General features: G+C 33.0%; 22 protein-coding genes. 11 read left to right on the plus strand and 11 right to left on the minus strand.

The window, feature by feature from the left end; genetic code table 11:
* Nucleotides 1-63: 63 nt before the first annotated feature.
* Both BMY56_RS12530 and BMY56_RS12535 read right to left on the minus strand, forming a co-directional pair.
* A complete protein-coding gene (locus BMY56_RS12530) occupies nt 64-1185 on the minus strand; it encodes a GTP cyclohydrolase (RefSeq protein WP_091624733.1) in 1122 nt (373 codons plus the stop codon).
* An 86-nt stretch (nt 1186-1271) separates the two neighbouring features.
* Nucleotides 1272-2360 (minus strand): transporter, encoded by a 1089-nt coding sequence (locus BMY56_RS12535; RefSeq protein WP_091624734.1) that lies wholly within the window; start codon nt 2358-2360, stop codon nt 1272-1274.
* A gap of 87 nt (nt 2361-2447) precedes the next feature.
* Between BMY56_RS12535 and BMY56_RS12540 the strand changes: the two genes are divergently transcribed.
* The 4 genes from BMY56_RS12540 to BMY56_RS12555 are packed head-to-tail and all read left to right on the plus strand — an operon-like array spanning nt 2448 to nt 7895.
* Complete coding sequence (locus tag BMY56_RS12540) at nt 2448-2702, plus strand: DUF4834 domain-containing protein (protein WP_091624737.1); 255 nt, start codon at nt 2448-2450, stop codon at nt 2700-2702.
* 32 nt (nt 2703-2734) lie between these two features.
* Nucleotides 2735-5170 carry a YfhO family protein gene (locus tag BMY56_RS12545; RefSeq protein ID WP_091624739.1) on the plus strand — a complete coding sequence of 812 codons (2436 nt, stop codon included), beginning with the start codon at nt 2735-2737 and terminating at the stop codon, nt 5168-5170.
* Nucleotides 5170-6441: a glycosyltransferase family 4 protein gene (locus BMY56_RS12550; RefSeq protein ID WP_091624742.1), complete on the plus strand. Its 1272-nt coding sequence runs from the start codon at nt 5170-5172 to the stop codon at nt 6439-6441. The genes BMY56_RS12545 and BMY56_RS12550 overlap by 1 nt, the downstream gene beginning before the upstream one ends.
* Nucleotides 6441-7895 (plus strand): oligosaccharide flippase family protein, encoded by a 1455-nt coding sequence (locus BMY56_RS12555; protein WP_091624744.1) that lies wholly within the window; start codon nt 6441-6443, stop codon nt 7893-7895. The genes BMY56_RS12550 and BMY56_RS12555 overlap by 1 nt, the downstream gene beginning before the upstream one ends.
* Here BMY56_RS12555 and BMY56_RS12560 read toward each other — a convergent pair whose 3' ends face one another.
* A complete protein-coding gene (locus BMY56_RS12560) occupies nt 7896-8933 on the minus strand; it encodes an AI-2E family transporter (RefSeq protein ID WP_091624747.1) in 1038 nt (345 codons plus the stop codon).
* 145 nt (nt 8934-9078) lie between these two features.
* Between BMY56_RS12560 and BMY56_RS12565 the strand changes: the two genes are divergently transcribed.
* Nucleotides 9079-9960, plus strand: coding sequence for an RluA family pseudouridine synthase (locus BMY56_RS12565; protein ID WP_091624749.1), 882 nt, complete (start codon nt 9079-9081; stop codon nt 9958-9960).
* A gap of 68 nt (nt 9961-10028) precedes the next feature.
* Here the strand turns inward: BMY56_RS12565 and BMY56_RS12570 are convergent, their stop codons facing one another.
* Nucleotides 10029-11216 carry a hypothetical protein gene (locus tag BMY56_RS12570; protein WP_091625062.1) on the minus strand — a complete coding sequence of 396 codons (1188 nt, stop codon included), beginning with the start codon at nt 11214-11216 and terminating at the stop codon, nt 10029-10031.
* A gap of 133 nt (nt 11217-11349) precedes the next feature.
* On the minus strand, nt 11350-14130 hold the full coding sequence (gene uvrA / locus BMY56_RS12575; protein ID WP_091624752.1) for an excinuclease ABC subunit UvrA: 2781 nt from the start codon (nt 14128-14130) through the stop codon (nt 11350-11352).
* Nucleotides 14131-14372: 242 nt separating this feature from the next.
* Here uvrA and BMY56_RS12580 point away from each other — a divergent pair, with 242 nt between their 5' ends.
* The 3 genes from BMY56_RS12580 to BMY56_RS12585 all read left to right on the plus strand — a co-directional run bounded on the left by BMY56_RS12580 (nt 14373) and on the right by BMY56_RS12585 (nt 16151).
* Complete coding sequence (locus BMY56_RS12580; protein WP_079512031.1) at nt 14373-14954, plus strand: RNA polymerase sigma factor; 582 nt, start codon at nt 14373-14375, stop codon at nt 14952-14954.
* A gap of 74 nt (nt 14955-15028) precedes the next feature.
* The gene (locus BMY56_RS18665) at nt 15029-15172 is read left to right on the plus strand and encodes a hypothetical protein (RefSeq protein ID WP_177170966.1); all 144 of its coding nucleotides are present in this window, start codon (nt 15029-15031) and stop codon (nt 15170-15172) included.
* A gap of 397 nt (nt 15173-15569) precedes the next feature.
* Nucleotides 15570-16151 carry an RNA polymerase sigma factor gene (locus BMY56_RS12585; protein WP_091624755.1) on the plus strand — a complete coding sequence of 194 codons (582 nt, stop codon included), beginning with the start codon at nt 15570-15572 and terminating at the stop codon, nt 16149-16151.
* Nucleotides 16152-16381: 230 nt separating this feature from the next.
* On the opposite strand, the gene BMY56_RS12590 is transcribed toward BMY56_RS12585, so the two are convergent.
* Nucleotides 16382-17044, minus strand: a complete 663-nt coding sequence (locus BMY56_RS12590; RefSeq protein ID WP_091624758.1) for an endonuclease III domain-containing protein — start codon at nt 17042-17044, stop codon at nt 16382-16384.
* 55 nt (nt 17045-17099) lie between these two features.
* Between BMY56_RS12590 and bcp the strand changes: the two genes are divergently transcribed.
* A complete protein-coding gene (gene bcp, locus BMY56_RS12595; RefSeq protein WP_091624760.1) occupies nt 17100-17552 on the plus strand; it encodes a thioredoxin-dependent thiol peroxidase in 453 nt (150 codons plus the stop codon).
* A gap of 86 nt (nt 17553-17638) precedes the next feature.
* Here bcp and BMY56_RS12600 read toward each other — a convergent pair whose 3' ends face one another.
* Complete coding sequence (locus BMY56_RS12600) at nt 17639-19099, minus strand: nucleotidyl transferase family protein (RefSeq protein WP_091624763.1); 1461 nt, start codon at nt 19097-19099, stop codon at nt 17639-17641.
* A 170-nt stretch (nt 19100-19269) separates the two neighbouring features.
* Between BMY56_RS12600 and BMY56_RS12605 the strand changes: the two genes are divergently transcribed.
* Both BMY56_RS12605 and BMY56_RS12610 read left to right on the plus strand, forming a co-directional pair.
* A complete protein-coding gene (locus BMY56_RS12605; RefSeq protein WP_091624765.1) occupies nt 19270-20046 on the plus strand; it encodes an MBL fold metallo-hydrolase in 777 nt (258 codons plus the stop codon).
* A gap of 2 nt (nt 20047-20048) precedes the next feature.
* Complete coding sequence (locus BMY56_RS12610; RefSeq protein WP_091624768.1) at nt 20049-20543, plus strand: hydrolase; 495 nt, start codon at nt 20049-20051, stop codon at nt 20541-20543.
* On the opposite strand, the gene BMY56_RS12615 is transcribed toward BMY56_RS12610, so the two are convergent.
* Genes BMY56_RS12615 through BMY56_RS12630 form a run of 4 tightly spaced genes read right to left on the minus strand, consistent with a single transcriptional unit; the run spans nt 20540 to nt 24735 of the window.
* Complete coding sequence (locus tag BMY56_RS12615; RefSeq protein WP_091624771.1) at nt 20540-21199, minus strand: alpha/beta hydrolase; 660 nt, start codon at nt 21197-21199, stop codon at nt 20540-20542. The two genes, BMY56_RS12610 and BMY56_RS12615, sit on opposite strands and share 4 nt — an antisense overlap.
* 4 nt (nt 21200-21203) lie before the next feature.
* Nucleotides 21204-21533, minus strand: coding sequence for a hypothetical protein (locus BMY56_RS12620; protein ID WP_091624773.1), 330 nt, complete (start codon nt 21531-21533; stop codon nt 21204-21206).
* A 2-nt stretch (nt 21534-21535) separates the two neighbouring features.
* Nucleotides 21536-22795: a dihydroorotase gene (locus tag BMY56_RS12625; RefSeq protein ID WP_091624776.1), complete on the minus strand. Its 1260-nt coding sequence runs from the start codon at nt 22793-22795 to the stop codon at nt 21536-21538.
* Nucleotides 22796-22821: 26 nt separating this feature from the next.
* Nucleotides 22822-24735 (minus strand): BatA domain-containing protein, encoded by a 1914-nt coding sequence (locus tag BMY56_RS12630; RefSeq protein ID WP_091624779.1) that lies wholly within the window; start codon nt 24733-24735, stop codon nt 22822-22824.
* Between the last annotated feature and the right edge of the window lie 34 nt (nt 24736-24769).

The raw sequence follows: 24769 nt of genomic DNA on the forward strand, positions 1-24769 counted from the left end.
TGTCAAGTCATTATAATTTAAAAAGCCCAGATTCAAATTTGAATCTGGGCTTTTTATTTGTGCTTAGTTTAGTGATTTCTTATATGTTCTTCTGCGTTTATAAATCACTGGGTCGAAATGTTTCCACATTTGTTTGATGGCAAGATTCTCTTCTAATTCGGGAGTTCTATAGCACATATCGATACCTTTTTCAGTAAATGTCTTATAGTACTCATTAAAAATTACAGCAGTTACTCCTTTGTTTTGGTATTCAGGGTGAATGCCTACTAGATAAAAGATAACATCTTTACTATTCTTTTTAGCTTTTAAAAGGTGGTATAAGCCAAAGGGAAATAATTTACCGTTCGCTTTCTGTAGTGCTTCAGAAAATGAAGGCATTACAATGGCAAAAGCAATTAATTTATCTTCCTTGTCTTTTATGAACTTTATATATTCAGGATTTATGAAACTGATATATTTTTTCTTGAAATAAGCTTTTTGTATTTCGGTAATAGGAACGAATGAAGAAAGACTTGCATAGGTTTCATTGAATAAGTCGAACATTTCATCCGCCAGAGGCATTACCTCTTTAGTTTTTGTAAAGTTGACCTCTTTTAGTCCGTAGCGTCTTTTTATTAAGTCATTCAGTTTTGAAAAAAGTTTCGGATCAGCATTTTTTGCTGGAAACTTATTTTCCATATACTCCTTCTCCTTCACAAAACCGAAATTTTCATAATGGTCTTTGTAATAAGGGTGGTTGTACCAAGTAATCATCGTACCTATATGGTCGAAACCTTCAACCAAAACACCTACTTTGTCTAAATTTGAAAAACCTACAGGGCCTTCCATGTATTCTAGGTTGTGTTGATTTCCAATTTCAGCCACCTTGTCTAAAAGTGCTTTTGACACTGTAGGGTCATCAATAAAATCGAACCATCCAAAACGCATTTTTTTTACATTCTGTTGATTAACTTCTAATTGATTAATTACTGCGGCAACACGACCTACTAATTTATCACCATCATAGGCAAGAAAAAACCAAGCTTCAGCATCTTTAAAAACAGGGTTTTTATTCTTGTCAAAACTTTCCAATTCATCATTAATAATGGGTGGTACCCAATATTTATTGTTTTTGTATAGCGAAAAAGGAAAGGTTACAAAGCGTTTTAAGTCTTGCTTTGATTTAGCTTCATGTAGTGTAATCATTGAACTTCTTTAGAAGTGTCAATATTAGGAATATTAATTAGAACTGAAAAGGGGTATAGAATGAAAATTATATATAAATTAATGACTTAAAAGTCTATTTCGTTACTCTCTTTCTTTTTCTTCTTCTCTTCTTTCTTTAATTTTTTAAGCTGTTTTTTAGAAGGTCCAAGATCAATGTCTTCAGCTCCATTGCCTTTGTTTTTATTCTTTTTCCTTTTGTCTTTTTTCATGGCGTCCTTATCAATGGCACCGCCATTTTGATCAGCCTCTTGATCTTCAATTGCAATTAAGTTGTCTTGATGAAAATCCATTCTATATGAACCTCCTAGTCCTATGAAAATTCGGGAAGGTGTATTTTTTAGACTTGCCCCCATATTAAAATCTAACTGTAGGTTTTCCTTCAGTAAATGGGCAATACCTCCCCTAATCAATAAATCGGCATACCTATCGCTTTGTATACCTTGGTGCTCTACGAATACACTCCATTTAGGGTTTCTAAAAGCATGAGACAGGGAAATTAAATAACTTAACTCAGGGTCGTCAGAACTAATACGGTCATAAGCGGTATTTGTAATAAGAACGAATCTCGGTGTTATACGACTTTGAGTAGCTATCATACCTCGGTATGATAGGGTTGGTTCGCCAACATAGAAAGGATTGTCACCAATTACGAAATTAGCACCACCATATAATGAAACGGCCGGAATTAGATTTTTGAACTGAAATTTATTATTTGCTCGCCAGCTATATAAATTTGGTTTATTCGCTTCTGGATTTTTGAACGGATCGTAGATTAAATATTTTAGGCCCAATCGGTTTCTTGAAAAATCTCTACGCTTTGCTAACAGATTAAAATTTGTGTAAGTGATATCTTGATCTTGAAAAGTACCTTCGAAATTGATTTCTAATCGTTCAAACAATAAGCCGTAACGTAATGATATGTCACTCGCCCAAATATCAGATTGGGTATTCAATAAAGTGTGGTCGCGCTGTTCATAGAATACACCTAATTCTGCTTGGACTACATTTTTTCCAACCGCGTATGCACTTACCGAAAGACCTGGTCTGTTAGAATTTATAACATCTGTGTATTGTGAAATACCAGCCAAGGGTAGAAATAGTAGAATGATTAAAACGTAATGATATGATTTAGAGTAGACAAATAGACTATTCATGAACACGATTTTATAATTATTTTAATATTATGATTCTATTTATACAACGTGATAATTGTATTTTTGATATACTTAGACAGTAATAAAATGGCTTTTTTAAAAACTATATTGATAATTCTTTTGGTGTATTACTTACTAAAATTTTTAGTAAAGTTATTTGCACCAAAAATTTTAAGCTACGCAGCAAAGAAAACAGAATCGCATTTTAAGCAAGCTTTTGATAATCAACGTGCTTCAGATGAAGAAAATATTGGAGACGTTATTATAAATAAAAAAACCTCAAAGAAAAAAAACGATTCAGAAAAAGTAGGTGAATACATTGATTTTGAAGAGCTAGACTAGTTATCTTTGTTAAAAAACTACTTATTTAGCACATGAAGCAAGGCTTAAAATTCTTTTTCATCCATTTTTTTGTAATTGTATTTTTTATCATTGGTGCTTTGGCATACTTCAGCCCTGTACTTCAAGGTAAAGTAATGTATCAGCATGACATTGCCCAATACACTGGGATGGCAAAGGAACAGAACGATTTTAGAAAATCGAAAGACCAAGAACCATATTGGACAAATAGCGCATTCGGTGGTATGCCCACGTATCAATTAGGCGCAAATTACCCTCATAATTATATTAAACAACTAGATCGATTAATTCGATTTTTACCAAGACCTGCCGATTATCTATTTTTATATTTTATAGGATTTTATATTCTTCTTTGTTGTTTGAAAGTCGATTATCGTTTAGCTATTGTAGGAGCTTTAGCTTTTGGTTTTTCAACATACCTTATAATTATATTAGGTGCTGGGCACAACGCAAAAGCTCATGCCATTGCCTATTTACCAGTTCTTTTGGCTGGGATTGTTCTTGTTTTTAGGAAAAAATATCTTTGGGGTTTTGTATTAACGGCTTTGGCAATGGCTTTAGAAATCACTGCTAATCATTATCAAATGACCTATTACTTTATGCTACTTGTGCTGGTTTTGGGTATGGTGTATTTAGTTTATGCGATTAAGGAAAAACAAATTAAGCATTTTTTCATTTCTGTGGGTATCTTATTGCTAGCAGTTACTCTTGGTATCGCAGCAAATGCTACTGGTTTAATGGCAACTAAAGAGTATGCAGATTGGAGTACACGTGGTAAAAGTGAATTGACCATAAACCCAGATGGTTCTGCAAAAGAAGATACGGGTGGTTTAAGTAAAGGATACATAACTAATTGGAGTTACGGTATTACAGAATCATTGAATTTGTTTGTCCCTCGTCTTTTTGGTGGAGCAAGTCAAGAAAATTTAGGTGAAGATTCGAAATCTTTTAATTATTTAATTGACAAAGGCTTACCAAGATCAAGCGCTTTAAATTTTGTAAGCGGTTTGCCATTATATTGGGGTGATCAACCGGGTACATCAGGTCCGGCTTATTTAGGTGCCGTAATATTTTTTCTTTTTGTTTTAGGATTGTTCTTGGTAAAAGGAAAACATAAATGGTGGCTATTAATAGGTTCGTTAGTATCCTTATTGTTGTCTTGGGGTAAAAATTTCAGCTCGCTTACCGATTTCATGATCGATTATTTTCCCTTATATGATAAGTTTAGGGCGGTTTCTTCCATTCAAATTATATTAGAGCTTTGTGTGCCTATTTTGGCAATGTTAGCGTTGAAAAAGTTGTTTATGGACAAAGTTCCGCAAGTCGATAAAATGAAATCTTTGACTTTAGCTGCAGGAACTGTTTTTGGCTTAGGCGTATTATTATTTGTATTTAAGGGAGCTTTTAATTTTGTGGGCGCAAACGATGATAATTTACGAATGACTGGGTTAGAAGAGCTACCTGAGATGTTACGTTTAGATCGTAAAAGTGTTTATACTAGTGATTTATTACGTTCGCTAGGTTATGTTTTAGTTACCACATTATTGATATGGTTTTATTTGAAGGAGAAATTGAAGATGAATTTCATAATTATTGCTATTGGAATTCTAGTTGTGGTTGATTTAGTCGTAGTCGATTTACGTTATGTCAACAACGATAACTTCGTTTCTAAACGTAAAATGTTAGAACCATTTCAAGAATCTGATGCAGATAAGCTAATTGCTAAAGACGATGGAGTATTTCGTGTTTTTGACCAAACCGATGGTTTTGATTCAGCTAAAACAGCATATTTTCATCAGAGTATAACGGGCTATCATGCAGCGAAACCTGCTGGAATGCAAGATTTATTCGATTTTCATATCTACAATGGAAATTTGTCGGTCTTAAACATGTTAAATGTAAAATACGTAATTAGGCAAGATCAAGAAGGTAATTCTTTTCCAATCGAAAATCCGAATGCAAATGGTAATGCTTGGTTTATAAAACAGCTTAAACCTGTTGAAAATGCGAACGCTGAGATTATGGCGTTAGACAGTTTAGATACCAAAAATGTTGCAGTTGTAAATACATCTTCATTTAAAGATATTTCTCAATTACAATTTCAAGTTGATTCTACAGCATCAATTTCTTTAATTGATTACGAGCCAAATCATCTTACATATGCATCAAAGAATAGTAATGAAGGCCTTGCTGTTTTTTCAGAGATGTATTATAAGAATGGATGGAATGCTTATATAGATGGTATAGAAAGTGATTATTTTAAAGTTGATTATGTGCTTAGAGCTTTAAATGTTCCTTCAGGAGCGCATAAAATAGAATTTAAGTTTGAACCTGAAGTTGTTGTTAAGGGTAGTAAAATAACCCTTGCAAGTACAATTTTACTAGGTCTTGTAATCGTTGGCGGATTAGGTTTTTCTTTTTGGAAGTCTAAAAAAGAAGAAGAAAATTAATGAGAAAAGTTCTGGTCATTACGTATTATTGGCCACCCGCTGGCGGACCAGGAGTACAACGTTGGCTCAAGTTTGTAAAGTATCTTAGAGATTTTGATGTTGAACCGGTATTGTATATCCCTGAGAATCCACATTATCCTCTTATTGATAACACATTTTTAAAGGATATTCCGAACGATTTAGTTATTTACAAGCATCCTATAAAGGAGCCATATCGATTGGCTTCCTTATTTTCTAGTAAGAAGACAAAGCGTATTAGTTCGGGCATCATTCAGTCTAAAGATCAGTCATTTATTGAAAAAATGTTTTTATGGGTTAGGGGTAATCTCTTTATTCCTGATGCTAGAAAGTTTTGGGTGAAACCATCGGTTAATTATTTGAGGGGTGTATTAGAAAAAGAAGGAATAGATACTATAATTACTACTGGACCACCGCATAGTGTGCATCTTATTGGTTATTATTTAAAGCAGACAAAAGCTGTAAATTGGATTGCAGACTTCAGAGATCCTTGGACAACTATAGGCTATCATAAAAAATTAAAACTAACTTCTTCTGCGAAACGAAAGCATAAGCTGTTAGAATCCAAAGTTCTAAAATCTGCTGATAAAATAATTGTTACGAGTGCGACGACCAAAAAAGAGTTTGAACAAATTACCGAGCAGCCCATAAAAGTAATTACCAACGGATACGATAGTGAGATATCCAGTACTCAAAAGCTTGATGAAAAATTTACTATTTCCCATATAGGATCTATGCTTACAGGGCGTAATCCAGTTAAATTATGGCAAGTTTTATCCGACTTATTGAAGAATAATATTGATTTTAAAAATGCCCTGCATTTACAATTTATTGGTGTAATCAGTGATGATGTATTACAGTCGTTGAATGATTTTGGCTTACAGACCCACTTTAAAGTTGTTGGATACGTTTCGCATGAAAAAGCTATAGAATTTCAAAAAACTTCACAAATTTTACTTCTAGTAGAAATTGATTCGCAAGAAACTATTGGAATTATTCCGGGGAAATTATTCGAATATATGGCGGCTAAACGACCTATATTAGGGGTAGGGCCTAAAAATTGGGAAGTTGCTGATATTGTTTCCGATACCAAATCAGGTTGCATTTTTGAATATTCAGATGACATTGCCCTTAAAAACGTAATTTTAGATTGGTTTACTCAATATCAAAAAGGGGAATTGTTCGTAACCTCCAAAGATATTGAGCAATATAGCAGAAGAGAACTCACTCGTAAATTGGCCGAATATATTTAATGGGAATCGTACTAAAACAATCATTGAATAATACTATTGTTACCTATTTTGGTTTTGCGATTGGAGCTGTCAATACCTTGTTTTTGTACACCAATTTTATGCAGCCCGATAATTATGGACTTATTCAAGTTATATTATCGGTTTCTGCTGTACTGATGCCGATTTTGGCATTTGGGGTTCCTAATAGTTTAGTGAAATTCTATTCTAGTTTTAAAAATGAAAGTTCTCAAGACGGCTTTTTGACCTTAATGTTGCTTCTTCCCTTAGTACTCATAATTCCTATAGGTATACTTAGTTATTTTGCAAATGAAACTATTGGTAACCTGCTCTCAAAAGAGAATGGTATCGTAAGAGATTACGTTTGGCATATTTTTATAGTAGGTATGGCCATGGCCTATTTCGAAGTGTTCTATGCTTGGGTAAGAATTCGAATGAAATCTATGTTCGGTAATTTTATGAAAGAAATCTTTTGTAGAATGACTCAAACTATTCTGCTTCTCCTATTATGGTTTAAGATTATTGATATTGAATTCTTTATTAATGGTTTGGTTGGCTGTTATGTATTAAGAACGGTAGTAATGAAAATTTATGCCTACCGTTTACGCAAACCTAAACTTAATTTTGGTTTTCCAGAAAACTGGCAGAGTATTGTAGGATATAGCGCTTTAATTATTTTAGGAGGTTCGACTGCCATTGTTCTTATGGAGGTTGATAAGGTAATGTTGAATAATTTTCTAAAGATTGAAAATGTGGCTTATTATGCCGTTGCTGGGTTTATTGCTTCGACTATTGCGGTGCCATCTAGAGCTATGCATCAAATAACGTATCCGTTAACGGCAACATATTTAAATGATAAAAATAAGTCGGCTTTGAAGGATTTATATCAAAAAAGTTCATTGACTCTTTTCATAGTTTCAGGTCTACTATTTCTTTTGATTCTTGTTAACCTAAGTGAATTATATGAATTGCTACCTGAAAAATATTCCGGAGGTTTTATGATTGTTTTTTGGATAGGATTGGCAAAGGTCTACGATGCTCTTTTGGGTAATAATAATTCCATATTATTCAATTCAGATTACTACCGGTCTATATTGTTTTTCGGAGTTTTATTGGCAGCTTTGGCAATAGTTTTCAACCTATGGCTTATACCTACATATGGGATAGATGGTGCTGCGATAGCCAGTTTTACTGCATTTTTTATATACAATACGTTGAAATTGATTTATGTGAAGGCAAAGTTTAAAATTGTTCCTTTCACCCATGAAACTTGGAAGGTTTTTGCCTTATTGATTGTTGTCGGCGTACTATTTTCTGCATTCTCTCTTCCTTTTTATCCAATCATAAATATTGCAGTTAAGAGCATATTGATGATAATTATGTATCTAGGTGTTCTGTACAGATTTAAGATATCTGAAGATGTTTTTGGTTTTTTGAGTAAATACTTAAGTAGGTAATTACATTTTAGTTGCTACCTTTTTATGAGAGGTTTGTATACCATATTCCTGCTTATAGATTTTTATTATAATTAAGAAAAGACTTATGATTAGTGGGCCAAAAATAAGACCTACAAATCCGAACAGGGGAATACCAATTAATACCCCAATTAATGTAATTAATGGATGAATACTATCTAGTTTTTTTAATACAAATAATCGAATAATATTATCTGTCATACCAACCACTAAAATTCCGTATAGTAATATTCCCCAAGCTTGAAAATCGTTTCCGCTAGCCATGCTCAAAACAAATACCGGAAATATACCAATGAACGTCCCAATAAATGGAATGATAGATCCTATGGTTACGATAACAAACCAGAATAAAGGATTTTCAATTCCGAAAATGAAAAAGCCAATAAGAGCAATTATACCTTGTGCCAATGCAACTAAAGGAATTGCTATAGCATTTGATCTTACAACATTTTCTATTTCCTTACCTAATATCACCAATGTGTTATTGCTCAAAGGAAGATATTCCAATAAAGATTCCTTCAATTGCTTCGGACTTTTTAACATGAAGTATAGTAAAAATAAAAGTATGCCAAGTGAAATGAACATATTGAAAGTTCCGCTTGCGAAACCTTGAAGATTTTCAGTTAGCCAACCTGAAGCTTGTTCAGGATCTATAGTAGAAGATACATCATATTGTACATATTTTTCAAGTTGAAATATTTGTTCTTTAATTGCTATTGTTACTTGTTCAGATTTATCGGCTAAATTTCCTAATTCAGAACTTAACATGAAAACTGCACCTGATAAGGGTAAAAAAATACCGATGATTGCTGAAACAATAAGTAATAAGGCCGCCCATGTTCTCTTTAAACCTTTATTGATTAGCTTTAACATCCATTTTCTTAGAATTACATATAAAGTAAGTGCCCCAAGAACCCCAGAGATATAAGGAAGCATATATTTTATAATTATTCCTCCAAGAAATAGGATTAGTAACAGAATTATAATCTGTCTAATAATCTTGTGATTTATCCTTTTCATATTTGAGGTTTTTCTAGAGAAATTTAAACTCGGTGAAAGGTATATGTATAATGCTATTTTAATTAACTCACATCCTTAATTTTGTAATTCAAAAATTACTTGATGGCCTTGACATCTATAATAATTACAGTACAGACAATCATATATGCAATTCGTAGAAACCCATATCGCAAAAATTAATTTAGAAGCAAAAAGATTACAAGAATATGGAGTAGGGGTTTTCAAAAGAATTACATCAAAGTCTGCCTTAAAAAAAGCTATTAAAAAAGAAATGGTTTTTGTTGACGGTAAAGTTGCTTCTACCGCTACTTTTATTAGGGGAGGGGAAAGAATTGAATATCATTATTACGCAGATAATAATTTGAACACGCGACTCAAATTAAACCTAGAGGTTATTTATGAGGATGATTACTTAGCGGTAATCAATAAGCCAGCTGGTATTTTGGTAAGTGGAAACAGCTTTAAAACCGTAGCGAATGCTTTAAGCCAAAACCTAAAGACAAGTCCTATTTACGATGCTGTACAACCACAACCTGTTCATCGTTTAGATTATGCAACTACTGGTTGTCTTTTGGTAGGTAAAACGAATACTGCAATAATTGCATTGAATCAATTATTTGAGGACAAGAAAATTCATAAAATTTACTATGCAATCACTATTGGAAGAATGAAACCATTAGGTACTATAGATATACCTATAGACGGTAAAAAAGCTATTTCAACCTATCAAGTTATAGAAACGATTGTTTCTCAGCGATTCAAAATGTTGAATTTGGTAAGATTAATTCCTAAAACAGGTCGTCGGCACCAGTTAAGGAAGCATATGTTAGCAATTGGTAATCCTATCTTAGGTGATGCAACTTACTTTTTTGAAGATGTACTTTTAAAAGGGAAGGGACTATATCTGCAGGCGCATTCTTTGGAGTTTATTCATCCTATTTCTGAAGAAGAAATGTTTATAACAGCATTAGGCCCTAAAAAGTTTATAAAGCTATTTCCAAACTATATTTCTGAAACAAAAGGTTAATAAAGAAAGCGCCGTAATGAACGTATTCATTACGGCGCTAAACAACTAACCAACCTAAAAAAACTATCTTAATTTCTTCTACTACTTCTTGTTGTAGCTGATCTTGAAGTTGTGCTTCTTGAAGGAGCTTTACTTACTGATCTTGATGATGTACTTCTACTTACTGTTCTTTGAGTTCTAGCAGGGCTTTTGGTCACTGTTCTAGAAGCAGTGCTACTACGTTGAGTTCTTGTATCTGTGCTTCTAGCTACAGGTTTTTTATACGTAGTAGTACTTCTTTTTACAGTTGTACTTCTAGGGGTACTTGTCACCTCTCTCTTGGTAACTGTTCTACCTTGATTACTACGTGCCGCAGAATTATTTGCTCGGTTCACGGTACCATTGTTTCTACTAGTTCTTGTATCCTCTCTTTTGCTAACTGTTCTACCTTGATTACTACGTGATGTAGCAGATCTATTTGATACAGCATCTCTATTAGTTCTGGTCTTATTGTTAGAAGCTAACGTTCTATTAGTTCTTAAACCATTATCTCTTTTAGCTACAGTTCTATTGCTTCTATAAGAATTATCTCTAACAGTAACTCGCTTGTCGTTTCTGTAAACAGTAGCTCTTTCATTTCTTACCTTGTTATATCTATGTTGCTTACCAACATTAACATAAGCTCTTCTATAATTATTTCTATAAGGACTATAGTAAGAATATCGTACTGGGGCATAATATCTTCTATATGGTCTGTTGTACACTAAACAAAGATTAATAGCTGGTCTTGCAAACCATCTGTGATAAGGTTGATACACATAGTTTCTATTATAAATATTGATATAACCCGTGTGGTAATCATAAAAACCACGGTTGTTATAGTAAACATTCATACCACCAACTCTACGTACGCGATTGTTTAAGTAATTGATATCTACATCTCCAATTTGATTTACACGACCATAATAGTCATAGTAAATTGGAACATTTTCAACCTGTATTACTGCTCCATAATCATCATATTGAGCATATGGGCTGTAATCATAACCAGAGTTAAAGGTTATACCATCTCTTCTACCAGATACTTGATTCTCTATATAAAAATCAAATTCTCCGTCAGGGTAAACCGAAAATGTAATTCCATTCTCTATAAAAATAAATGAGTTGTCGTATCTATAAGCATTGCTGGTAGCAACCTTATCTTCGTTAATACCTGTAGCGAAAACACCTGTGGTGCCTAAAATCATCGCTGTAAAAAGGAGTACTAAGTTCTTCATGATATAAGGTTTTAAATTCTGAGTATAACTATTCATACTCGATTATCATATTACAAACAGCGTGCCAAAAAAATAAGAAACTAATTATTATATTGGTAATCAGTTACTTATATTTTATTTAGTGTTTGAAGAACTAATGTAATTTCTCCTTTAAGTACCCGGCCGTAAAAGATTTTTTATTTTTAGCTACCTCTTCTGGTGTGCCTTCTGCCAATAATTTTCCACCATTTTCACCACCACCAGGGCCAAGGTCAATGATATAATCGGCACATTTTATTAAATCGATATTATGCTCTATCACTACAATTGAATGTCCTTTTTTAATAAGAGCATTAAATGATTTTAATAGTTTTTGAATATCATGAAAGTGTAAGCCTGTAGTAGGTTCATCGAAAATGAATAGCGCTTTATCTTTGGTACTTCCCTTAATAAGGAAAGATGCTAATTTTATTCGCTGGGCTTCACCGCCAGAAAGAGTAGAAGACGACTGCCCCAATGTAACATAACCGAGCCCTACATCTTGTAATGGTTTAAGCTTGGTTACAATTTTAGTTTGTTCTCCTGTTTCAAAAAATAGAATTGCATCGTCGATGGTCATATTTAGAACATCATCGATATTGGCATTGTTGAAGGTAACTTCTAATACCTCTTTCTTAAAGCGTTTGCCGCCACATGTTTCACATTCTAAATGAACATCGGCCATAAATTGCATCTCTACCGTAATCTCGCCTTCTCCCTTACATTTTTCACAGCGACCGCCATCAACATTAAAAGAAAAATGTTTTGCCTGATAATTTCTGATTTTGCTTAGTTTCTGACCAGCATATAAATTTCGAATATCATCATATGCCTTAATATAGGTGACAGGATTAGAACGTGAAGACCTACCAATTGGGTTTTGATCTACAAACTCCACATGCTTTATATGTTTGTATTTACCTTCTACAGAAGTAAATTGGCCAGCTTTTTCACCATAACCACCCACTTCTTTTAATATAATAGGATAAAGCAAATTTTTTACCAACGTACTTTTTCCACTTCCTGAAACTCCCGTTACTACGGTAAGCATATCAAGTGGAAAAGTTACATCTATATTTTTGAGGTTATGCTCCCTAACTCCTTTTATAGTAATATGATTTTTGGAAGTTCTTCGTTCTTTAGGAACCTTAATTTCCATTTTTCCATTTAAATATTGAGCCGTTAGAGATTTAGATTTTAGTATCTCACTTAGCGTTCCTTGGGCGACCACTTTTCCACCATGTGTGCCAGCCTCTGGGCCTATATCAATCACCATATCTGCAGCCTTCATGATATCTTCATCATGTTCTACAACGATAACGGTATTACCTAAATTCCTTAGAGAAATAAGAACCTCAATTAGATTCTCAGTGTCTTTTGGATGTAGCCCTATACTTGGCTCATCTAATATGTACATTGATCCTACCAAACTACTTCCTAATGATGTAGCGAGGTTAATTCGTTGACTTTCACCACCTGAAAGGGTGTTCGATTTGCGATTTATGGTAAGATAATCTAGGCCGACTTTTTCTAGAAAACCAAGTCGTGTATTTATTTCTATCAATAACCTAGCGGCAATCGTAGCATCATTTTCATTTAGTTTCAGTTCGTGAAAGAAAATAATCAGTTTTTCTATAGACAACCCGACTAACGATGATATTGAAGCTCCACCAACTTTTACGTAATCGGTTTCGGGCCGTAATCGCTTCCCATTACAAACATCGCATTTGGTTTTGCCACGATATCTAGACAGCATTACCCTATTCTGTATCTTATAACTTTTCTCCTCCAACATTCCGAAGAACTTATGTAAGCCTATAAAATGGGCATTACCTTTCCATACAAGTAGTTGTTGTTCTTCTGATAACTCATACCAAGGTTTGTGAATAGGGAAATCATATTTATATGCGGAGTTTACCAATTGATCACGGTACCAACTCATGCTTTCACCACGCCACGGAAAAATTGCATTTTCATAAACAGAAAGTGCGGTGTTCGGCACTACTAAATCTTGGTCTATACCTATTACGTCACCGTAACCTTCACATTTAGGACAAGCACCATAAGGATTATTAAAACTGAACAAATGTACATTTGGTTCTAAAAAGGTTATTCCATCAAGCTCAAATTTATTACTGAATGGTGTCTTATTGCCATTGCTTAATTCTTCAACGATACAATTACCCTTCCCTTCAAAAAATGCCGTATCTACTGCATTTGCTAGTCGATTGTAAAAATCTTCATCATCTTTAGTGATGATTCTATCAATTACAAGGTCAAAGGATTTACCAATATCTTCAGGGGCTTGGTCAATGCGTAATACTTCGTTTTTGTATTTAATACGAGCATAGCCCTGTTTTGAAAACAACTCCAAAGATTTTATTGCATCTCTATCATCACGAATGGTGATTGGGGCAAGAAGTAAAAGTTTAGTTTGGTCTTCAAAGGTTCTTACATGATTTACAACATCAGTAACGGTATGTTTTTTTACTTCTTTACCAGAAATAGGTGAAAATGTTTTACCAATACGGGCATACAGAAGTTTTATATAATCATAAATTTCAGTGGTTGTACCAACTGTTGACCTTGGGTTGGTTGAATTTACCTTTTGCTCAATCGCTATCGCTGGGGCAATACCTTTTATATAATCAACTTTTGGCTTGTCGAGCTTACCTAAAAATTGTCTTGCATAAGATGAAAGGCTTTCTACATATCGTCTTTGACCTTCTGCATATAATGTATCAAAAGCTAGACTAGATTTACCAGATCCAGATAACCCTGTTATTACAACAAGTTTATTTCTGGGAATAACAACATCTATATTTTTAAGATTGTGCAGTTTGGCACCCTTAATTATGATATTTTCTTTCGGATTAATTTGGGATAGTGTAGGCATACGAATATCTAAGTTTACAAAGATACGCTTTGCCTTTTTTCTGAACTAAAAAATGCAGTTTATCTAAAATATCGTAAGTAATTTTCACATTTTTATAAGAGTATTTATTTTTTTATATCTTTGAAATCTCATAAAAATTCAATACGCCTATAAAGCAACATTACTTTTTAAAGTTAGAATTTAACCACAAGACCCTTATTCATTGAATTTGGGACTACATTTTAACCCTTAAAGTAAAGCTTATGGTAGTACAAATTGAAGATTCCCAACTAGTAAAGCAATATATTCAAGGAGATGAAAGAGCGATTGAGGCACTTATCAATCGTCATAATTCTCGTCTTACCGGTTTTATTTATTCTAAAGTGGGCGACCGCGAATTAACAGAAGATATTTTTCAAGATACATTTATGAAAGTTATACGCACTCTAAAAAAGGGAGCATATAATGAAGAAGGTAAATTTTTACCTTGGGTTATGCGTATAGCACATAACTTAGTTATTGATCATTTTAGAAAGCATAATAGAATGCCAATGTATAATAGCAAAGAAAGCTATAACATTTTTTCTCTATTAGGAGATGATAAGCTAAATGCTGAAAAACAATTGATTAAAGAGCAAATAGATTCAGACTTGCTGAAGATGATCAAAGAACTTCCAGAAGATCAACAAGAGGTGTTAGAAATGCGTATATATAAGGATATGAGTTTTAAAGAAATTTCTGATAATACAGGTGTGAGTATTAATACTGCTTTAGGAAGAATGCGTTACGCTCTAATTAACCTTAGAAAGTTGGTAGAAGCAAATAGTATAGTTTTAACGAATTAATAGGTTACAGGTCGAGTGGATCTACTATCTTCATTCATGTGTCGTTCTTTAGTTGAACCTAAACAACAAGTACCATGGAAAAAATTTACACAGAGGATAAAAATAAAACTGCATTAGTAAAGGCTAAACCTGAAACTATTCAGTTTTTACTATCATATTCTAAATCCTTAAAAATAACAGAAGCAAATGGTTTGCAGTTTGAAAGTAACTTAAACTAAAACCACCTTACAATTATATATAACCCCAGGCAAAGCCTAGGGGTTTTTTCGTTTAAGCCCATGATTTAAGGTGATTAGGTGTTCTAGTAACTTGTTTATAAGTAACATACATCCACTTAAATGATATGAATTGTACATATCTATTATTTGGTTACTATATCTACCATTTATTTATGTTCAGAATTTCGGTCTCTCAAATTTGCCCTCTGAACTTTCCAAATCTGCTTTTATTGTATCGAAATATACTTTTTCGATGTTTCACATCAAAAATGCGTGGTTTGACAACATACTTTTTTGCACAGCACCCCTTTTCTCTAGTTTTATATCAGAAATAAGAAACAAACCATTTAACTAACAAGATTTCCCCAATCTTAACCAATTAAAGAAAGTAACTCGTATGAAACTACAAATTGAAGACTCAGAATTAGTTAGGGATTATATCAGCGGTAATGAAGGTGCCTTAGAAGTATTAATCAACAGACACAATCAACGTATTACTAGTTTTATCTATTCTAAGGTTCTTGATAGGGATATCACCGAAGACATTTTTCAAGATACCTTTATTAAGGTTATTAAAACTTTGAAAAGGGGTAAGTACAGTGAGGAAGGTAAATTTTTACCTTGGGTAATGAGAATATCTCATAACCTTATAATAGATCACTTTAGAAGAAATAAGAGAATGCCAATGTTTGAAGGTAGCGATGACTTTAATATTTTTTCTGTAATAGGTGATGATAAGTTAAATGCCGAAAAACAATTAATAAAAGATCAAATTGATACCGATTTAAGACAATTGGTTGAAGAATTACCAGATGATCAAAAAGAAGTTCTTTTAATGCGTATCTATAAAGATATGAGTTTTAAGGAAATCTCTGAAAACACCGGAGTTAGTATAAATACAGCTTTAGGAAGAATGCGTTATGCATTAATTAATCTTAGAAAAATCATTGATAAAAACAATATTGTTCTTACTAATTAACAGTAGTATAAAATAGAATAAACAATATTTCCAAATTTGCGTCGTTATTTTATTGTAACAACGTAGGAAATATGGAAAAAATTTACTCTAATTACCAAGAACAGACCGAATTTAATAAAGTATGTCCAAAAACAATCAACTTCTTGTTGAGTTATTCACAGGCACTTTTTGAATTTGAGTACGAAGATTTAAGTTTCGAAACCTTTTTGAATTAATAAAAAGACCCGCTTTTAGCGGGTCTTTTTATTTTTATAGTATTCATTTAACACGGTTTTTCTTCCAATTGTCTTAGTGATAATGTCTTTCTCTATATCCCAGCCTCTAGCAGGAGAGTATTCGCGCCCATACCATATAATTTGTAAATGAAGGTCATTCCATAACTCTCTTGGAAATAATCTCTTTGCATCTTTTTCTGTCTGTACTACATTTTTACCATTGGTAAATCCCCATCTATATAATAATCTATGAATATGGGTGTCAACAGGAAATGCAGGAATGCCAAATGCTTGTGATACTACTACACTAGCAGTTTTATGCCCAACAGCAGGTAGTTCCTCTAAATATTCAAGTTCTTGAGGTACAATACCATTATGTTTATCAATCAAAATTCTTGAAAGTCCATGTATGCCTTTTGCTTTCATGGGTGATAAACCAACAGGCTTAATAATTTCCCTAATTTCTTCTACACTTAATTTTACCATATCATAGGGGTTGTCAGCTTTAGCAAATAATAGCGGAGTAATTTTATTTACGCGGACATCGGTACTTTGGGCAGACATCAAAACGGCAATGAGTAGGGTATAGGGATCTTTATGATCCAAGGGTACAGGTATTTCTGGATAAAGTTCTTGAAGTTTCGAAATTGTAAAAGTTATTTTTTCTGCCTTAGTCATTAATTGTTTAATTTTGATTCAAAATATTTAAACACAAATTTATAAAACTTCATTTATGAATACGTTAAAAATTGGCGATAAAGTACCTTCATTTACAGCTAAAGACCAAGATGGTAATACCATTAGTTTAGATGATTATAAAGGAAAAAAATTGATTGTATTTTTCTATCCAAAAGCAAGCACACCAGGTTGCACTGCCGAAGCATGTAATTTAAGGGATAATTATCAGGAATTACAAACTGAAGGTTATGAACTTTTAGGAGTAAGTGCAGATTCGGAGGCCAGACAAACAAAATTTAAGGATAAATATAATTTTCCATTTCCATTATTGGCAGATGAGGACCATACGGTAATTAATACTTTCGGGGTATGGGGACCTAAGAAATTCATGGGTCGTGAATATGATGGTATTCACAGAAAAACATTTGTAATAGATGGCGATGCTATGGTAACTAAGGTAATTGATAAAGTGAAGACAAAAGACCACGCTGCCCAATTATTAGAATAGTTGATTAAGAACTAAATTAAAAAAAGCGACCATTTAATAAATGGTCGCTTTTTTTAATTTGAATATCTACACGTGAATGCTTTGCGCTAAGATTCTTCAGCTTCTATTTCAATAGTTTTTCTAACGAATAAATTTTTTTCTTTGATAATTTCAGCAATTCCTTCTGGTAACATTTGTTCCCAGCCTTCTTCATTATTCATTAATTTCTTAAGGACATCTCTAGAGAAAATATGCATAACATCAGGTTCGTAATCTATGATATCCATAACTTTACCATTGTATTTGAAGAATTTATATAATTCTTTCATTCGTGGATGAACCTTCACATTATTACTAGTCATTATTTGACCAGTATCAGGATTTTTCATCGGGTATAGATACACCTGTAAATCCTTAAAGAATAGTTTGCCGAATGCTTCAAGTATACCTCCACTTAAATGGCGATAATATTTTTCATCGAATATGTCTACCAAGTTATTGACTCCCATGGTAAGCCCAATTCTATTTTTGGTAAAGTTGTTAAAGTATTCAACTAGTTTATAATACTCTTGAAATTTAGATATCATTACAGAATGGCCTAAAGAACATAACAGTTCGGCTCGGTCCATAAAATCTTGCTCATCAATTTCTCCAGATGCTTTTAAGTTAGAAAGCGTGATTTCAAAAATTACGATTGTATTATCTTGGTCAACTTGCTTGTCTCTGATGAAAATATCATATGACTTTTCAAACATATCTAGATTCACTTTGGTCACGGGTCTAAAACTACCGCGTAAAGCCAAAATATTTTTCTTGTAAAGCACTGCTGCTGGTAAAAGGTTATTACCATCAGGTCCAAACATAACGGCATCTGTCATGTCATTTTTAATAAGTTGTAAACTCATTAAACGGTTATCGACATCTTTAAAATTAGGACCAGAAAAATTGACCATGTCTATTTCTAATGTATCCTTATCTATATGATCATATAGATATTTCAACATTTTCTTAGGCTTGTCATATTTGTAAAAGGCACCATATATTAGATTAACCCCAAGAATACCAAGTGTTTCTTGCTGTAATCTTGCTTCGTTCTGCTTAAAACGAATATGGAGTATAATTTCATCAAACTCTTTTTGCTTTGGGTCTAATTGATAACGAATACCAATCCAACCATGACCTTTATATCGTTTTGAAAAATCGATTGTGGCAACCGTATTGGCATATGAAAAGAATAAACGGTCAGGGTGATTTTTACGACTTATACGTTCTTCCATTAACTGCATTTCATGAGAAAGCATAGTTTTTAAACGTGCTTGGGTCACATAACGGCCATCTGTCTCAATACCATAAATAGCATCACTAAAATCTTTGTCATATGCACTCATCGCTTTCGCGATCGTTCCTGAGGCTCCACCGGATCTAAAGAAATGTCGGGCAGTTTCTTGTCCCGCACCAATTTCTGCGAAGGTCCCGTATATATCTGGATTCAGATTTATACGTAAAGTCTTTGCTTTTATTGAGGGAATGTTTTCGAAGACACTATCTCTTTTTAATACCGATGCCATTTTTTACCTGTTTAGCTTTTAACAAAGTTATAAAGAATGGTTGTGACAAAGGGCAATAGCCCGAAAAAAATGGTATAAGATTCAGTTATTATTTCTAATCCTATTTAATTACAGGGATCTTCTTATTTTCAAACCCTTATTTTACTAAAAAGGAATTAAATTTGTAGCACATGACAGACAATTTACGTGTTACTTTTTTAGGAACGGGAACTTCTCAAGGTATTCCAGTAATAGGTAGTACCCATCCAGTCTGTTTAAGTGATAATCCGAAGGACAAACGTCTTAGAGTTTCTGTATTACTTTCATGGAAAGATTATAATTATGTTATAGACTGTGGTCCAGATTTTCGACAACAGATGTTACGGCACAATATGAATCACTTGAATGGTATTTTGTATACGCACGAGCATTCGGATCATACTGCTGGCCTAGATGATATTCGACCCTTTTTCTTTAAACAAGGTGATATTCCTATTTATGCGCATAAGCGTGTAGTAAAATCATTGAAAAAACGTTTTGGTTATATTTTAAATGAGAAGGATAAATACCCTGGTGCACCATCGGTTCATATTAAAAAGGTAAAAAACAATCAACCGTTTTTAATTGGGGATAAGGAGGTAACGCCTATAAATGTGCTACATAACAAGCTTCAAGTCTTTGGGTACAGGATAGGGGATTTCACCTACCTTACAGATGTAAAAACGATTAAGGAAAAGGAAATTGAAAAAATTAAAGGTTCTAAAGTAGTTGTTGTGAATGCATTGCGATTAGAACCACATTTATCTCACTTTAATTTAAAAGAAGCATTGGCTTTTATTGAAAAGGTGAAGCCCGAGAAAGCCTATTTTACACATATAAGTCACTTACTAGGTTTTCATGACGAAGTTGAAAAAAGTTTACCTAAGAATGTACATTTAGCCTACGATAATTTAACTATTACAGTATAACTATGAAAAGCAAAATATTTCTATACCTGTTTCTATTTGTTTCTTTAATATCCCTATATCTATTTGTAAGTAGCGGTAATATGGCTGAAGCAAGTGGAAATAGAATTTCAAAATTGGAAAGTGAAATAGAATTACTAAAAGATTCTGTTCAGAAATCGAGTTTAAAGGTATTAGATATGCAGTATTTTTCATTGGAGAACAATGATGATGCCCTTGCTTATTTTGACCATCTAAAGTTAGAGAATCCATCAGGATATATTGCTGATAAACTTTTGGAAACTAATGAGCAAAAAGGGGATAATCCTTTAGTGCCTTATGAAGGTATGCAGAACAATTTTAAGATAAATAAAATTAAGGTATTGAACCACAAATGGATTCTAACCGATTTTTCTGATGGAAAATATTGGGGCGAACTATTAATTAAATACGAGTTAAAAGATGACTTAGGGGTAGATTTCACCCTTGTTGATCATTTGTTATACACTCGAAGCAATTAAATTTTATTGGAAATCCATTTTTTAAATGAATGGAAGTTTTGAGGTAAAACACCGTGCCCTGCAGGAAACTCTTCATAAACGTGTTTGATGCCTAATTTTTTCAAGAACTTTGGTGCTTTTCTTGCCCAATCGACCGGTATAACTTGGTCCATGTCACCATGAGAGCAATAAAAGTTTAGATTCTCAAAATTATTTTCTACATACGAATCTTTCAATATTTTCTCATTGATATATCCGCTTAAAGCAATAATATTTTTAATTTTTTCTGGGTACGAAAGTGCTACGGCATAGCTAAGGATGGTACCTTGACTAAACCCTAATAAATTCACATTTTGATTATCTAAACCATAGGTAGAGCAGGCTTCATCAATAAAATTTATTATTTTTTCACGAGATTCTATGGCTTGATCATCATCGCTCCATTTTCCTTTTTCGGCATCAAAATTTATGGCATACCATGCATATCCGTACGGTTGTAAAATGTAGGGTGCACGTACTGCAATAATGCATAATTCTTCTGGTAATTCTGAAGCAAAGGAAAATAAATCTTCTTCGTTGCTGCCATACCCATGAAGCATAAAAAGCACTGGTGGTTTTTTATCGGTTAAACTAGATGGTCTAATAATATGTTCTAAAGATAGGGGAGCTGTTGTCATTTAATTATTGAATAAAAGTGAACCATTTTTGAAAGTAAGGCCCTACTATTGGTACCTCTTGTTCTTTGTCGCTTAGGGCTCCTAAAAAACCATAAACCCAAAGGACTATATAACATAGGTAAAGACCGTATAGTGCATATTGGTTGAACCAGACACTTGAAAATATGGCAAATCCATGAAACATTAAATGAAGTCCGAATGCTTGGCGTGTATGAAATCTTGCAAAACTATGTTTTGGTTCCATATTCATAGACATTGCTATAATGGCGCCAATGATGGTTAAGTAAGCAATTACTGCTGTAGTTTTTCCAGGTATGTTATTCTTATTTTCCATCACTATTGATTAACTACTAATTGATTGTTTGCAATTGTACCTATTACCTTGCCTTTCATCTTCTTACCTAATGCAATAGAGTTTTTACTACTGCTATAAATATGTTTCTCAGAAAATTCGTAAGCTTCATCAGTAGTAAAAAGTGTCAAATTTGCTATTTCGCCAACTTCAAGTTTAGGTGTGTCCATTCCAAAAATAGACCTTCCTTTAGTTAATAAAGTAATGGTTTCTTCCATCCCTAGTAATTCATTCATCATTCCAAAAATGCTTTCTAGTCCTATAGAACCGTAATCGGCATTGTCAAATTCAACATGTTTTAGTTCTATGTTTAAAGGTGTATGGTCAGATGTTACTAAATCTATTGTACCGTTTTTAACACCTTTTATCAAGGCTTTTAAATCGGATGAAGTTCTTAATGGTGGCATCACTTTAAATTCTGTGTCAAAATCATGAAGCTCATCATCTGTAATTGACAAGTTATGCGCAGCAACACTGCAATAAACATCTAAGCCTTTCTTCTTGGCTTCAGCTATTAACTTAACCGAATTTGCCGTTGATATTGTTGGGATGAATAATTTACCTCCTGTATATTCTAATATAAATAAATCTCGCGCAATCTGTAATTCTTCTGCCAGTGCAGGAATACCTTTTAAGCCTAGTTTAGTACTTGTAATACCTTCATTTACAATTCCCTTTCCTGAGATACTTTTATCCATCGGAAAAGAAAAAACTAACCCTTCAAAATTCTGGGCATATTGTAATGCAATTTTAAGAAGGTTGGCATTGCTTACAGGGTGCTTGTAATCGTAAAAGCCTAATGCACCTGCATTCTTCATATCAAAAAGTTCGGCTAGTGCTACTCCATCACCTTTCATGGTAAGGTTACCTAAAGGATATAAACTTGTCAATTGGTCTTTGGCTGCATTTTTAAGAAATACAATATCTGAAGACGAATCTGGTGTTGGGAAACTACAGGTATTTAAAATAACATCTGTGAAACCACTTTTAGCCGCTGTCAGCAAACCGTTTTCAATAGTTTCTTTTTCTTCATAACCCGGTTCACCAAAGCTGACACCGCTATCAAACCAACCTATAGAAACGTGTAGGTTCTTAATATCGATCACATTTGTTTTGCCCGTAGGTGTTATAGAAGTTTCAATAGCTTCAATTATGCCGTTTTTAATAAGAATATCTCTCTTCTTGAGATGAAGGTTTTTAGTGCTCCCATTTACTATCGTTACTGATTTTAAGAGTGTATTCATAGGGCTACGGGTGGTTCAGTTATCGCTTATTTTAAAAATCTTTGAAGTAATGTTTCTATAAGTACAAATGCTAATGCTAAAATAGCAAACCATTTCCAAAACTCGTTTATGGCATTGTTCTTTTGACTTTCCATAAAGAAATCTGACAATGAGGAATTATTTTTTTCTTCGGGTATTTGAGAATAGAGCAATTGGCTTTCTTTTCTATTGTCATTAAAACTTATATGTCTTATTGAATTGTCGTTGTGCATTATCCTATAAATGCCCGCTTCTTTAGGATTTTCTATAAAATTGACCTGAACTTTTTTTGGTAATACGCGTTGCTGTGGAATGAATTCATTTTTTTCGTTGGCTATTTTAATGACATCATCTTGTTGCAAAGAAATTGGTAATTCTATTTCAACTTGGTTACCGAGGCTTGCATATAAAGGAAGCAATTTTAAACTGTTTATTCCCATATTATAGAATGTGGGAACTATTAACGGTGAATTTTTAAAGTTAGAATTATCACTATTGATAGATGCAGCAAAGAAATAGGCATTATTACTACTTATTAAAAAAGGTTCTTTATTCTGAAACTCAATGGCAATAGGTGCTTTTGATATAATTTTAAAATGTTCTTTAACTGTTGGGAATTGAAAATCGGCAACTTTTTTATCAAATACGTTGGCAAAAAGTGGGTGCTCCATTTTAATAGTAGAAATAGCCATATCCTGTACTACAGCATTTATATATCTACTATTGTTTAGTGTAGCTAATTCATTGTACGAATTTAAATCTCCATCAACTGCGGGTATTAAAACATAGCTACCTCCATTTGTACTAAACGACTTTATAGCTGTAATTAGTGAATTAGGAATTTTTTGTATTTCGTTGAAGATTATCAAATCTTGATTGTCAATTGCGCTATAATTCAATTGCTCTAATGTGCTAATTGTTAAAGCGAACTCATCATTTAAATAAATTCGTTTTAAAAAATCTGTAGATGAATTGCTAATAACCAAGACCTTTATCTTAGACTTTTTATCCAGATTAAAATAAAACTGATTATCATAATCTAGCCCTGTATCGGTTAGCGCTACTTTTCCTAAAATAACATCATTGGCATTTACAGTAAATCGTACTTCGGCTTTTTTGGTGTCATTAAATTTAGCCGCTGTTTTTGCTATAAGGACATCTTCATTATATAAAGAAATAGGAATAGTCTGTTCCGAAGAATTAGTTGATAATTGTGTAACCAATTCTATTGTCTCATTAGTTCTATCGCCAATAAAAATAGAGTCAATTGAGGTATTGGTAATTTTATTATTTGATGGTTTTATAAAGGTAATATTCACATTGCTAATGCTATCTACCTTTTGAATAGTACCCATTCGCTGTTGAAAATCTGATATTAGTACTAAGTTTTTTTGAATACCATCCTCATTAGAAAAATAGGTATTGCCTTTCAGTACAATTTCTGCAACACCAAGTTGTTCAGAGGTAACGTTAAGGTTGAGTAAATCGTTCTGAATATCCTTTATTTCTACATCTTTAAAAACTTGATTATTTGTAAATAGCGTAAAACGCTGATTCTTTGGTACGGCTTTTATAAACTCTTGAATAGTATTTCCAAAAAAATTACCGTTTTCAACCTGACCATTCATGCTAAAAGAATCATCTAAATAGAAAACAGTTTCTTTCTCTTGTAGGGCAGATTCATTTGCTATAAAGGGTTGTGCAAAGGCAATGATAAGAGCTGCAAGAAAGCCTAAACGAGCAAGAAGTAACAACCATTTTTTTAAGGTGCTGCTTTTTCGTGATTCGGAAATCACTTGTTTTAAAAATTTTACATTGGTAAAAGGTGTTTTCTTAAAACGACGTAATTGAAAAAGATGAATTAATATAGGAATGAGAAGTAGTAAAAGACCCCAAAGAATTTCTGGATATTTAAATTGCATTCCTGTTTTTGATTATGTCAAAGATAATTATTTT

Origin of the sequence: Maribacter orientalis (assembly GCF_900109345.1) — a bacterium.
GTDB lineage: Bacteria > Bacteroidota > Bacteroidia > Flavobacteriales > Flavobacteriaceae > Maribacter > Maribacter orientalis.